This is a genomic window from Paenibacillus athensensis, assembly GCF_004514475.2.
Taxonomy (GTDB): domain Bacteria; phylum Bacillota; class Bacilli; order Paenibacillales; family NBRC-103111; genus Paenibacillus_AL; species Paenibacillus_AL athensensis.
Genome location: NZ_MYFO02000002.1, coordinates 302,613 through 315,172, shown reverse-complemented (window position 1 = coordinate 315,172; position 12,560 = coordinate 302,613). Strand labels below are relative to the sequence as shown.

General features: G+C 57.3%; 9 protein-coding genes. 2 read left to right on the top strand and 7 right to left on the bottom strand.

Annotated elements, in window-relative coordinates; translation table 11 throughout:
- Positions 1–16: 16 nt before the first annotated feature.
- Positions 17–1,099, bottom strand: a complete 1,083-nt coding sequence (gene pdhA, locus B5M42_RS05440; protein WP_134753282.1) for a pyruvate dehydrogenase (acetyl-transferring) E1 component subunit alpha — start codon at positions 1,097–1,099, stop codon at positions 17–19.
- Between the two features lie 234 nt (positions 1,100–1,333).
- Between pdhA and B5M42_RS05435 the strand changes: the two genes are divergently transcribed.
- Positions 1,334–2,062 carry an alpha/beta hydrolase gene (locus tag B5M42_RS05435; RefSeq protein ID WP_134753284.1) on the top strand — a complete coding sequence of 243 codons (729 nt, stop codon included), beginning with the start codon at positions 1,334–1,336 and terminating at the stop codon, positions 2,060–2,062.
- Positions 2,063–2,192: 130 nt separating this feature from the next.
- On the opposite strand, the gene B5M42_RS05430 is transcribed toward B5M42_RS05435, so the two are convergent.
- Complete coding sequence (locus tag B5M42_RS05430; RefSeq protein WP_134753286.1) at positions 2,193–3,044, bottom strand: lipoate--protein ligase family protein; 852 nt, start codon at positions 3,042–3,044, stop codon at positions 2,193–2,195.
- A gap of 205 nt (positions 3,045–3,249) precedes the next feature.
- Between B5M42_RS05430 and B5M42_RS05425 the strand changes: the two genes are divergently transcribed.
- Complete coding sequence (locus tag B5M42_RS05425) at positions 3,250–4,560, top strand: ATP-binding protein (RefSeq protein ID WP_134753288.1); 1,311 nt, start codon at positions 3,250–3,252, stop codon at positions 4,558–4,560.
- Here B5M42_RS05425 and B5M42_RS05420 read toward each other — a convergent pair.
- The 5 genes from B5M42_RS05420 to mltG all read right to left on the bottom strand — a co-directional run bounded on the left by B5M42_RS05420 (position 4,522) and on the right by mltG (position 12,546).
- On the bottom strand, positions 4,522–6,306 hold the full coding sequence (locus B5M42_RS05420) for a peptidoglycan D,D-transpeptidase FtsI family protein (RefSeq protein ID WP_230632696.1): 1,785 nt from the start codon (positions 6,304–6,306) through the stop codon (positions 4,522–4,524). The two genes, B5M42_RS05425 and B5M42_RS05420, sit on opposite strands and share 39 nt — an antisense overlap.
- A gap of 320 nt (positions 6,307–6,626) precedes the next feature.
- Complete coding sequence (locus tag B5M42_RS05415; protein ID WP_230632694.1) at positions 6,627–8,852, bottom strand: methyl-accepting chemotaxis protein; 2,226 nt, start codon at positions 8,850–8,852, stop codon at positions 6,627–6,629.
- A gap of 248 nt (positions 8,853–9,100) precedes the next feature.
- A complete protein-coding gene (locus B5M42_RS05410) occupies positions 9,101–10,390 on the bottom strand; it encodes a peptidase U32 family protein (RefSeq protein ID WP_134753292.1) in 1,290 nt (429 codons plus the stop codon).
- A gap of 27 nt (positions 10,391–10,417) precedes the next feature.
- The gene (locus B5M42_RS05405; RefSeq protein ID WP_134753294.1) at positions 10,418–11,353 is read right to left on the bottom strand and encodes a peptidase U32 family protein; all 936 of its coding nucleotides are present in this window, start codon (positions 11,351–11,353) and stop codon (positions 10,418–10,420) included.
- A gap of 65 nt (positions 11,354–11,418) precedes the next feature.
- Positions 11,419–12,546 carry an endolytic transglycosylase MltG gene (gene mltG / locus B5M42_RS05400; protein ID WP_407946110.1) on the bottom strand — a complete coding sequence of 376 codons (1,128 nt, stop codon included), beginning with the start codon at positions 12,544–12,546 and terminating at the stop codon, positions 11,419–11,421.
- Positions 12,547–12,560: the final 14 nt, after the last annotated feature.

Genomic DNA, 12,560 nt, shown 5'->3' with positions numbered 1-12,560 from the left:
TACGTGCCTCCCCCAATTATTTATACGCTTGCTTTTGCTCTTCCAAATGCTGCGGCGTTTTCTCGAACATCGAATCGATCAGGCCCGCAACCGTCATTTTTTCCGTTTCTTCGGCTTTCTTGATGTGCTCGGCCACAGTCGCTTTCGCTTCTTCCTTCACGCGCGCTTCTTCTTCCTCGCTCCACAGGCCTTTTTTGGTCAGGAACAGGCGCATACGCTTCAGCGGGTCTTTAGGCTCCCACTCCGCCTCTTCATCCTTCGTGCGGTATTTCGTCGTATCGTCGGCCATCGAATGCGGACGGTAGCGGTACGTCAGCGCCTCGATCAGCGTTGCGCCTTCGCCCTTGCGGCCGCGCTCGGCAGCTTCGGCTACAGCCTGATAAACGGCCAATACGTCCATGCCGTCGACTTGCACGCCTTTGATTCCGGCAGCCAGCGCTTTATGCGCAACCGACATCGCCGCTGTTTGCTTGGCGTAAGGCGTCGTAATCGCGTAGCCGTTGTTTTGTACAAAATAAATCGCTGGCAGCTTGAACGCTCCCGCGAAGTTCATGCCTTCGTAGAAATCGCCCTCAGAGCTTCCGCCATCGCCGGTATACGTAATCGCTACGCGCGGCTGATTGCGTTTCTTGAACGCCATTGCAACGCCGGTCGCGTGCAAAATCTGCGCGCCGATAATAATTTGCGGCATCAGTACATGCACGTCCGGAGGAATTTGACCGCCGTGCTGGTGGCCTCGGGAGTACAGGAACGCTTGGTACATCGGCAGACCGTGCCAGACGATTTGCGGCATATCCCGATAGCCCGGGCAAATAAAGTCGTCTTTATTCAAAGCAAATTCACTGCCGATCATCGACGCTTCCTGGCCGGAAACCGGCGCATAGAAGCCGAGGCGGCCCTGGCGGCCAAGGTTGACGGCCCGCTCATCCCATACGCGGGTGAACACCATTCTGCGCATCAATTCCTTGAGCTGGTCGTCGCTCAGCTTAGGCATTTTTTCTTCATTAACAATCGTCCCGTCCGGGGCAAGAACCTGCAACGGCTCGACCTTTTGCGTGGTCACTTCATAATTCGCTTGGCTGACAAGTGGCTTACTCATTCCCGCATCACCTCATATATGTTTTTACTGCCATCTACTACGGATTTCTGTTATAGTATTATTATAAACCTGTTTTCGTGAAATGTTCAAGACTTTCCTTGCTGTATAAGATATTTTGCAACACACACGAATGATACAGTTTCAAAAAATATATAATACAGTTAAGCAAAACACTCCACAACTGCTATAATACACCTGCCTTAATTTACACGTTTTTCGGGAGGCTTGAAACTTATGACCGATTCGCGCTTGTATCAACGGACCGTGCTCAAGGAGGAGCTGGCGTCCGGCTTTCTCGGCGAAACCCGCTCGCTGCGCATCTATTTGCCACCGGGCTATAACGAGTTGCTGTCTTATCCCGTCATCTATTGCCAGGACGGCGAGCAGTTTTTCAATTTCGGGCGGATTGCCACCACGCTGACACGATGTATTCTGGAAGAGGACATGGAGCCGGCTATTGTTGTCGGCGTCGATGTCATCAACGCAACGCGCACAGCGGAATATGCGCCGGAGGGCAGCCGTCATACCGCGTATTGCCGCTTTTTCGCCGAGGAGCTTGTGCCTTATATCGAGGAGCGGTTTCCCGTACGGGCCGAACGGACGGAACGCATCGTCGCCGGCGACTCGCTTGGCGGCACGGTAAGCTTGCATCTGGCTTTAGCTTATCGTCACCTATTTTGCCGGGTAATATCCTTATCCGGGGCGTTGTTCCCGGCCACCCGCGAACAGTTGGAGCGCGAGGAGCATCTGGGCTGGCTGGAGCTGTACCAGCTTGTGGGCCTCGATGAAACCGCCGTGACCACCGAGCGCGGCACCTTTGATTTCGTTACGGAAAACCGACTGACCCGCGAGCTGCTCGAACGCAAAAAAACCGCGCTTCTCTATCTGGAGAAGCCCGGCAAGCATTTGTGGGGCTTTTGGCAGCAGGAGCTGCCGGATGCGCTGCGTTATTTTTTGGCGTAAAAAAGCCGCACAGGGCGGCGGTCATACCGCGGCGATGTCTAAGCGGCATGCCGGCGGCAGCAGCTGACCGCAGGAGCGCTTGTCCAACGCTAAGCTTGGCTTGCCAAGCTTGCGGCGTGAAGCAGCCGCGTTATTCCTTGAAGCCGTAACGGCTGCGCAGCTGCTCCGCCATCGCCCTTATTTCCGCTTCGTCCGGAACCGCGGCCAAAGCCGCCGCTTGGGCTTCCCCCGACGCGCTCCCGGCCAAGCGCTCCAGCAGCGCAGCTGCGAAGCGGTGCGGCGTCAGCTCCGCGCCGAGGCATTCGGCCAAGCTGGCCATTCGCGCCGGCTCGACCAACGGATACGAATTTGCCGAAGCGCCAACCGCCGCGCGTTCGTAGAATGCGCGGGCGCGCTCGCCCCGCTCGCGGCCCGAGCCGTTGACGATGACGAACGCTTGCACCGATAAGGCCAGCTGCTGTCGGCGCTGCGCGATTCCGCAAAACTTGCGGCCGCCGATGCTTAAATCAAACTCGCCCGGGCAGAACGAGCCCGCCACCTCGCCTTGATCAACCCGATCAGTCAGCGCCCGCAGCGTCTCGCGCAGCAGCGTTACCATCTGCTCAAAATCCTTGCGGTGCTCCATATCGCCGGCAGATTTGGGCAGCAGCAGCGACAGGTTGATCACGTCAAGGTCCAGCGGCACCGCCGCCCCCCCGGAATTGCGCACCGCTGTCCGCCAGCCCTGTTCCTCCAGCTCCCGTGCCGCTTCGCGCGCCTTGGGCAATCGGCTGTCGCGCAGCCCCATCACAAACGCTCGCGGATGCCGCCACACATGCAGCATCGGCGGCGCGCCCAAACCGATCCTGCGGCATAGCAGCTCGTCCAGTGCAAACGGGTACAACACATCATCTTCCTCGCCGACGTCCATCCGGTTGAACACCACCAGGCCCGGCCATAGCCCCTTGTGTTCCGCCGCGTTTTCTTCCGCCCGATGGTCCATTGTTCCTATTCCTCCCGCTCGTCAACCGCTTCTTTTCCCTAGCATTGTAACGCGGCTGATCGGCTGCTGCAACTCATCCGTCAATTCCCGACAAAAAAACGACTAATTCAACAAAATATTGGAAAAGACAAGTAGGATTTTCCCATACTTTTGTCGAATACTGGAAGAAAAGCAGCTGATTAACTGGAAAAGCGGGAGTGACCCCTTGAAATCCGTCGACAATATCCTCTTCAACGTGCTCGTTTTGACGATACCGTTTTTGATTTCTTATATTTTTTGGCTCGACCGCTCCGAGCTGTCGCCAGCTCCGCAGCGCGGACGATGGAGGCCGCTCTGGATCGGTGCGATCAACGCCGCCTCGGCACTGTTCTGCATCACACATCCGTTTTTTGCCGGCGGCGCTTGCAGCGGGTTCGACCTGCGGTTCATCCCGCTTTTGCTCGCTTTTTTATACGGGGGCTTCGTCTCCGGCCTGATCGTCACTGGTGCCATCGTCTTTTATCTCGTTTGGCTCGGAGGTTCGAACTCGATCTGGATCGTCAGCATTGCAGCCGTGCTTGTCCCTTTCATTCTGGCCTTTATCTGGCTCAGCAACTGGAAGCGCAAAGCGCCCAAAATCATGTTCCCCACGCTGCTCGCGCTCGTCAGCGCCGTGGCTGCCTGCTGCATCCTGCTGATCTATCGTACAGTCGGCGGCTTGTCCGTGTCTCCTTCCTTCTGGGCCTATGGAGCCATGTATTGCCTGCTGAACATGATGACGATGGGGTTGATTACCTGCATGATCGAGCGAATCCGGGATAATGCAGCCATGCGCCAAGAGCTGGTCCGTTCGGAAAAGCTGCACGTCATCGGCGAGCTCGCCGCCTCGGTAGCGCACGAAATCCGCAATCCGATGACGGTGGCGCGCGGCTTTATGCAGATCATCAGCCAAAGCCGCGTGCCGGAAGAGAAGCTGCGCATGTATACCGGCATGGTGATGGAAGAAATCGACCGCGCGCAGCAGATCATTTGCGATTACTTGTCGTTTGCCAAGCCGCAAGCCGAGAAGCTGCAGCAGCTCGATGTGTCCAGGCTGACGCAAAAGCTCACCAACCTGATCTCGCCCTATGCGGCGATGTGCGGCGTTGAACTGGCTATCCTCATCGAAAACGAGCTATGGGTCGAAGCCAATGCCGAAAAAATGCTGCAATGCCTCGTCAATCTGACCAAAAACGGCATCGAAGCGATGCCCGACGGCGGCGTACTCCGCGTGCTTGGCTATACGCGCGGCAGCAAAGTCGTGCTGGAAATCGCCGACAACGGCGTCGGCATGACGTACGATCAGCTGCAGCAGCTCGGCACGCCGTTTTATTCCACGAAGCATAAAGGCACCGGGCTTGGCATGATGGTTTCCTACCGGATTATCCGCGCGCTGGGCGGCGACATCGAGATGGACAGCGAGCCCGGCAAGGGAACAAACTGCCGGATTATCCTGCCGCTACTGCCCGGCGAGAATGTCCATGATGCCCTTGAATAACGGCAGCGCCTGATTGGCCGCTTGCGGATCGGTATGCGCTACCACAACCGAGACGGCATAACGCGGCGCATCAACGGGGCCATAGCCGATAAACCATTGATTAACCGTTTGGTTCGCTTCCGCGCCTACTTGCGCCGTGCCGGACTTACCGGCAAGCTTCCACTTGGCCCCTTTGAGCGATTGACCTGTCCCGTCCTCGACAACCTCCTGCATCCATTTCAGCAGCGTCCGGCTCGTCTCCTCCGATATCGCGCCCGCACCTGCGACCAGCTTCTGCGTCGGAAAGCGCTGCATGACGCGATCCGTCCGGTAGCGCAGCTCCTGCACGATCCGCGGCTCCAGCGCCTCGCCGCCATGCAGCAGCGTGACGATCATATTCGCGGCCTGCAGCGGCGTCACCAGCACGTCGCGTTGCCCGATCGCCGTTTGCATGAGCACGCCCTCGTCGCTGCGCGGCGTCTTCGCCGCAAACAGCTGTCCGGCCTCTTCGCCGTCCCACATGCTAAGCCCGGCTTGCTCGCCAATTGCGCCTGTCCAGCCGACCGGAGCGAGCAGGCCGAGCTTGCGGGCGTACGTTTCGATTTGCTCCGCACTCAATCGTTGCGCCACGCGGGCAAAAACGATGTTGCACGACTCGGCAAAGCCCTGTTCCAGCGTCAACGGCCCGTGCCCGCCTTTTTTCCAGCACGTAAAGCCGTACTTGCCAAGCGCTCCCTCGCAATCGAACGTTTCGTCCGGTTCGACAACGCCCTCCTCCAGCGCCGCCGCCGCTACAATTGTCTTGAAAATCGACCCCGGCGTCGTCGCCTTGACCGCTTCGTTGCCCCACGCACCGCCGGACGGATCGATTTGCGCCGGATTGAAATTCGGCCGGCTGGCCATCGCAATTACATCGGCCTGCTGCGCGTCCAGCACTACCGCCGAGCCTTCGCGAATGTGCATCCGGTCCATCAGCTGTTCGATGCGCTGCTGAATATCGGCGTCCAGCGTGGTGACCAGCTTCAGCGGATAATACGGATTGTCGGGCTGAATGATTCGCGCGTCCAGGCCGCCTAGCGGCCTTTTACCGGCATCGGTGAAATAGGAGATGGAAGTCGCGCCTTGACCGCGCAGCCACGGCTCGAACGTTTTTTCCAGACCCGCCGCACCGATCCGGCTCGTCAGCGTCAGCTTGCCGCCAGCCAGCTCGGACGCAAACAACCCTTGCACCCGCTCGGGATTTTGCCCGATAAACCCGATCACCTGCCGGGCCGCCATATCTGCCGGGTAGCGGATCTGGTAGCTGACGACACGGGCGTTCGGCAAGCCAAGCGCTTCAATCTGCTGCGCCTGCTCCTTGCTGAGCGCTGTCGGCTCCCCGCCGTCCGCTCCCCACAGCTTGGCAACGTTCAAGCCGGAAGCAAATGTCTGCCACTGCGCAGTCGTCGTGTGCAGGACGCGAGTCAATCCGGCGAGCTGCGCGCTGTCGCCGCTGTAGCCATCGCGTACCGGAAACGCCGCCAGCGCCTGAATCGTCCGGCCGGTGAACGGCTGCAGTGATCTGTCGTAAATATCGCCGCGTCCGCTGGACAGCACAAGCGCCTGTTGGCGCTGGGCGACCGAATTTTTGACCAAATCGACGTTGTAAGCGGAGTAATGCTCCGCACTGATTACCTGAATCCAAAACAGCTTGCCGGATAAATAGGCCAAAACTAACACCAGCAGCAGCAGCAGCCAGAATACCCGCTGCTTATGCTTGGCGCTCATCCCGCTTCCCTCCATGCAATCGCCCCCTTGCTCCTCCGGTTCGCCCGGACGGCCGATTCGCTTCTTTCTCCAGTATAGGCAACTGGCTGAACCGGCAAACCAACCCAACCGTACCACCCTGAGCGCCAACAGGCGCCTAATGCCGTTTATCGGCTGAAAGGGGCCAGCCCGGACGCCGCAATAACCGCCCTGAGCAGCTTTCAGATCGCTGCGCCGGGACGTAAGACGGCTGCCAGACGCAAAAAAGCCGCCTCCCGCAGCCGCATTCTGCAGCGGGAGACAGCCCTTGGTTCAACTGAACATCCGTTATAGTTACGTTATTATTCCACTTCGAATTTCGACAGCGATTCCTTCAAGGAAGTGGACAGCTGCGACAGCTTGTCGGACAGCTTCACCAGTGCGTCGCTGATGCCGAGCTGCTCGGAGCTGAGTGATGCGACCTCTTCAGAAGTCGCCAGCGACTCCTCGGCTACGGCGCTGACGTTGGTCATGGCGTCGGAAAGCACCATTTGCGATTGCTCCAGCGTGCTGATGGAATCGCTGACCGCGCTCAACTGCTCAATAAAGCCGGTCATATGCGAAGTCACCTGATGGAAAATCGTATTCGCTTCCTTCACCGACAAAATTTGCTCTTGGAAAATCGGCGTCGCATTGGACAGCACCTTGACCGTTTCGTCGATTTCCACTTGAATCGTCTCGGTAATTTGTCCCACGATATCGATCGATTGCCGCGACTGGTCGGCCAGCTTGCGAATCTCGTCGGCGACGACCATGAAGCCTTTGCCCGCCGCTCCGGCGCGCGCCGCTTCAATCGTTGCGTTCAGCGACAAAATATTCGTCTGCTTCGTCATGTTGTTGAGCACTTCGAGAATTTTGCGGATCGAACGCGTGCTGTCTTTCAGCTTGTCGACCTTCTCCACCATCGAGCGGATCATTTCTTCAGTCACGTTCGTTTTGCCTGTCAGCTCGGTCATGTAGGTCGTACCGCGCTCACTGGAGCTTTGGACATCGGAAGCCGAGTTACCCATATCGAGGTTGGCCGCAATCACATTTTTCATCTGATAGCCGATATGCTGCGTCAGCTCGTTGCCGCGCTCCGATTCGGTGGCAAGTCCCGAAGCGCCGCGAGAAATCTCGTCGGTTGCGATAGCAATTTCCCGAGCGGCCGTTGCCGTCATCTTCGACGAATGCGTAAGCTCCTCGGCGGTGTCGAGCACGAGCTTCGCCGATTCGCTCGTTTGCTGCACAAGCGCCGTAATGTTGGCCATCATCGTGTCAAAGCTGTTGCCAAGCTGGCCGATTTCGTCCTTCGATTTGTAGTTGGCGCGAACCGTCAGCTTGCCTTGGGCGCCCTGACTCATCAGGTTGCGCAGATTGACAAGTGGGCGTCCGATCATGCGGGCGACCAGCCAGCCGATCACGACGGCCGCTAAAGCGGCAATCAACGCGACAATCAGCGTCAGCTTGAAGATGCTGGCTGCTTCCTTCACCAAGGTGCTCACCGGAATCGCTCCCACGAGATACCAGTCGGTTACCTCAGACTTGTAATGGACGACGAGCTGGTCAAGCGAATTGATGAACGAGCCGCTATCCGCATCCATTTCTTCCTGGCTCAGCATCACGTGCGCCGACTGGTCGACGTCTTCGATTTTGCTAGCGGCCACAGTGCGGTTATCGGCAGTAATCAGCGACAGGTCGCTGTCGTCGCCGATATCGATTTTCTTCAGCTCATCCATCAGCGACTCCTCGCTGATTTCAATCAGCAGCACGCCTTCGTCGTTGCCTGAGGATGCATCTTTAATGACGCGCCCGATCGCAAACGTGCTGTTTTGGTTCGAATAGCCCTTGGGTTTGGCCGGCAGCCATTCCGGCAAGCCGCTGGCTTTAAGAATTTTTTGGAACCAGTCTTCGTTAAGGATGCTGCTCGTCGGCTTGCTGCCATTGCCCGTAACGAGAATGGCATTGCCGTCCATTTTGTACAAATGAACGCCTTTGACTTCCTTGATAGCGAACAGCGTACGCGTCAGCTTATCGTTGATCAGCCGCACGGTGCTGATGTATTCGTACGTGTTTTCCTGGATGTTGCCCAAATCGACCAGCCATTGCTGCAAGTCTTTATCCAGCACCATCTGGAGCGACAGGTCCGTATACGTACCAAACAGGAAGTCCAGCTTTTGCCCCGCTTGGGTAATCGTCTGAACGCTGCTCGCGGAAACCTCGTTTTTAATAACGTTTTTCGAAAGATTGTAGGAAATCATGCCAACCGTCAAAACGAAAAACAGGATACTGACAAAAAAGATAATAAACAGCTTCATCCCGACGGACTTGATCGGATTTTGTACGTGCAGGTTTTTTATCTCCTTGAAAGCAGCCGAACCGACCGACTTCGTTTTCTCGCCCAGATGCATCGATTTCATCCGATCTCCGAGCTTTCCCTTGCCGACCGTTTGCAGGGCCTTGCCCCAGCGAATATTGCGAATTGCGTTGAAAGAGGACTTGCCGAGCTTGGACACAGATGACCATACCTTTTGCAGTCCATTTCTCATACTGTTCACCACCATTAGAGACTATGTTGCTTCATAAAAACATACAGGAACAAAATGTAAAGGTTTTCAACAAGGACGTCTGACATTTCAATTCGACATAGACTCGAATATTTCCTTTTTATTAAAATCAATTTACGAAAAAAAGAAAACCTTTTTCGCTGGTAATTTTCGGCAGCCCCGTACGGGCGGGGAGGATCGGCTCGCACCACCCCGCACCGACACAGGGACGATGGCCCCATCCTGCCTGATTACCGGCCTTTTCCCGTATTTTTGCGCATCATGTCCCAGATCGCTACCGGCTGGTCGACGCGCAGCTTGACGATTTGCAGCGGATGGCGCGCTGCGTCCAGCTCCTGGCCCGTCTCATCCCACAGACGTTCAACCAGCTGCCGGAAGGACGCGCCTTGCGGCCCGAAGAACTCGACTTCCTGTCCCGGCTTGAAGTGATTGCGCTGCTGAATGAGCGCCAACCCCGTATCCGGCTCATAGCCGACGACCAGTCCGACAAAATCGTAGCCGACCGCTTTATCCTCCGGCTCGTAGATATGATCCTCGTGTCCGGGAACATCATAGAAAAACCCGCTGTTCAACGGCCGATTCGCTGCCTTGTGAATATCGTCAATCCACGCCTGCTTCACCTTAAAGCCTTCCGGGTCGGCAAAATACGCGTCGATCGCCTGCCGGTAAGCGCTCACCACCGTCGCGACGTAATGGATGCTCTTCATCCGCCCTTCGATCTTGAAGCTGTCAACGCCCGATTCGATCATGTCGGCAATCGATTCGATCATGCTCAAATCTTTCGAGCCCATCGTAAACGGGTCGTCTTCATCCGCAAACAGCGGCAGATTGGTTGCGAGCGGCCCGACCGCCGTTTCTTCTCTGGCAAACAAATCGTACTTCCAGCGGCACGACTGCGAGCAGCCGCCGCGATTCGAATCCCGGTCGGTAAAATGATTCGACAATACGCAGCGGCCTGAATAGGAGCTGCACATCGCGCCGTGAATGAACGCTTCGATTTCGACGTCAACGTGCCGCTTGATCTCGTCGATCTCCGCCATACTCGCTTCACGCGCCAGCACGACGCGCTCGATGCCCTGCTCCTTCCAGAATTGCACCGCCTGCCAGTTCATCGTCGACTGCTGCGTGCTCAGATGCACCTCCAGCTTGGGCGCCACCCGGCGAGCCGTTTGCATAATGACCGGATCGGCAGCAATAATCGCAGCGATGCCGACTTCCTGCAGCTCGCGCAGATACGCCTCCAAGCCGTCGATGTCTTCGTTATGCGCGTAAATGTTCGTGGCCACAAACACCTTGGCGCCATACATCGCCGCAAAGGCGACGCCTTCGCGCATCTCTTCAAACGTAAAGTTATCGGCATTCGAGCGAAGGCCGTATTTCTGCCCGCCGATATAAACCGCATCCGCCCCGTAATGCACCGCGAACTTGAGCTTCTCCAGACTGCCCGCAGGCGCGAGCAGCTCCGGCTTGTCAAGACGCACCCGCCGGCCGCGGGCTTTGGCTTCCACTGCCGTTGTCATGTCCGTTTCACACCTTTTATTGAGAAATCAATAGACCTGTTCCTTATAAAAAAAGCCGTAGGTAAGCTCACGCTCCGGGTCCTGCAGCCGCTCGATCGCCGCCAGCCATTCGGGGTCAAACGCATAACCCGCCGGATCGGCTGCGTAGGCGTCAATCGCCGCGCGGTAGCTGCGTATCGCGGTTTCATTGTATAGCGCAGACTTGAGCAGCCCGTCGATTTTGAAGCTGTCCACACCGCCGTCGATCAGCTCGGGCAGCGCGTCGAGCATGCAAATATCCTCGGAGCTCATTATGTGCGTGCCGGCGCTGTCTTCAAAGATCGGATACCGCTGGTCCTGACGCTCCTTCTCGATCAGGAACAGTCCGCGATCCGCCGAACGGTCTTCGCCGTCTGCACGGCGTCCCTGATGCTCCAGATAGCTTTTCACCAGCTCGCGTCTGGAATGATAAATATTCGTTATACCGTGCACCTGCACCTCCGCTTCCACGCTAGCCTTCCGCTTGAATTCCAGCACTTGCTCCATGTTGAGCTCGCGGGCCAGCACGGCGCGCGCCGCACCCTGTCCGGCCCAATAGTTGGCCGTCGCATAATTCGTTGATGTCATTTCCGCATTCCAATGCAGCTTGGGTCTGCGTGCCGATTCAAGCTGACGTACCGCGGTCAGCACAGCCGGATCGCCGAATACGAGCGCGTCGACGCCGATAGCGGCAAGCCGTTCGATATAAGCGGCCAGCCCGGGCAGCGAGGCGTTGTCGAAGATGCGGTTCACCGCCGCATACACCTTGGCTCCCCGGCCGTGCGCCCACGCTACAGCCGGCGCAAGCTCCTCCGGCGTCAAGTCCCCGGGCAGCCGCAAACCGTAGCGCTGCTCGCCAACCAGCACGGCGTCGGCTCCAGCAGCTATATATCTTTGTATATCGGAAACGGAGCCCGCATTAATGAGCAATTCCGGTTTTCTCATGACTGAATCGTTCCTTCCCTGCTTAGGATATCGATTTCCACCAAGCGTAGGAGCCGCCGCGGGCTTTACGGCGTCATCTTTTTGCTGGCGGCGATATTTTTTTTGTGCTGCTCGTACGTCTCGGCAAACAAATGCGCTTGCGAGCCGTCTTTTTTGGTCACGTAAAACAAATATTTCGTTTCCGCCGGATACAGCGCCGCTTGAATCGAAGCGAGGCTGGGACTGGCAATCGGCCCCGGGGGGAGGCCAGGATTCAAATACGTATTATAAGGGCTTGAAATCTGCAAATCCTTCTCCAGCAATCGCTCCTTGGGCTTGTCGAACAAATACTGCACCGTCGCGTCAATCTGCAGGGGCATTTTCTGCGCCAAGCGATTGTAAATAACGCCGGCTACAAGCGGCCGCTCCTCGTCGACAACCACCTCGCGTTCGATCAGCGAAGCGACCGTGAGCAGCTGATGCAGCGTCAGCCCGCGCTGCTTGAGCTTGTCCGGCCAATCCGCGGGGAGCGTCCCCAGCTTTTTGTCCAGCTCCTGCAGCGTGCGTTCGATAAACTCCTGCTCGCTTGCGCCCTTCTTGAACTCGTACGTCTCGGGGAACAGATAACCCTCCAGCTTATGCCTGAGGTCCTGGCTTTCGGGAAATCCCGTGAGCGCGCTTGCTTGAAACCGCGACGGCGTATCGACCTCCTGTAAAAACGTCTCTGCCCGCCAAGGCGTATCCTCGCCCAGCTTGTCCGCGATCTGCTGCACCGTAAAGCCCTCGGGAATCGTCACGCGAATGACTTCTTCCTTGACGATGTCGCCGTCGTTCAGCTTGCCGATCATCTGATCGAGCGTCATGCCCGGCGTCATGCTGTATTCGCCCGCCTGAAAGCGCGAGCCCTGCCCTTCCAGCTTCAAATAATACCGAAAAATCGTCGCGCTGCGGATCAGCCCCTGCTCCTCCAGCAGCTTGGCGATTTGCAGCGAGCTGGCTCCCTGCGGAATCGTAATCCGCACCTCTTGCGCCGATGGCTCCACCGGCTGTAGCGCCTGGGCGACAAACAGCGCCACGCCGCCCGCGCCGCCGACTACCAACAGCAGCAGCAAGGCAACGACGATCAGCGCAATCCGCCGTCCGCGTTTCGGCTTGTCCGTCTCCTCGTATTCATCTTCCGAAAAATCCGTCTCCCGCTCGTTGTCATCGATCACGTTCCTGATTCTCC

What these genes read in the sequence shown, in the direction of transcription:
- pdhA (WP_134753282.1), bottom strand. Translation starts at nt 1,099, where the DNA reads ATGAGTAAGCCACTTGTCAGCCAAGCGAATTATGAAGTGACCACGCAA.
- B5M42_RS05435 (WP_134753284.1), top strand. Translation starts at nt 1,334, where the DNA reads ATGACCGATTCGCGCTTGTATCAACGGACCGTGCTCAAGGAGGAGCTG.
- B5M42_RS05430 (WP_134753286.1), bottom strand. Translation starts at nt 3,044, where the DNA reads ATGGACCATCGGGCGGAAGAAAACGCGGCGGAACACAAGGGGCTATGG.
- B5M42_RS05420 (WP_230632696.1), bottom strand. Translation starts at nt 6,306, where the DNA reads ATGAGCGCCAAGCATAAGCAGCGGGTATTCTGGCTGCTGCTGCTGCTG.
- B5M42_RS05415 (WP_230632694.1), bottom strand. Translation starts at nt 8,852, where the DNA reads ATGAGAAATGGACTGCAAAAGGTATGGTCATCTGTGTCCAAGCTCGGC.
- B5M42_RS05410 (WP_134753292.1), bottom strand. Translation starts at nt 10,390, where the DNA reads ATGACAACGGCAGTGGAAGCCAAAGCCCGCGGCCGGCGGGTGCGTCTT.
- B5M42_RS05405 (WP_134753294.1), bottom strand. Translation starts at nt 11,353, where the DNA reads ATGAGAAAACCGGAATTGCTCATTAATGCGGGCTCCGTTTCCGATATA.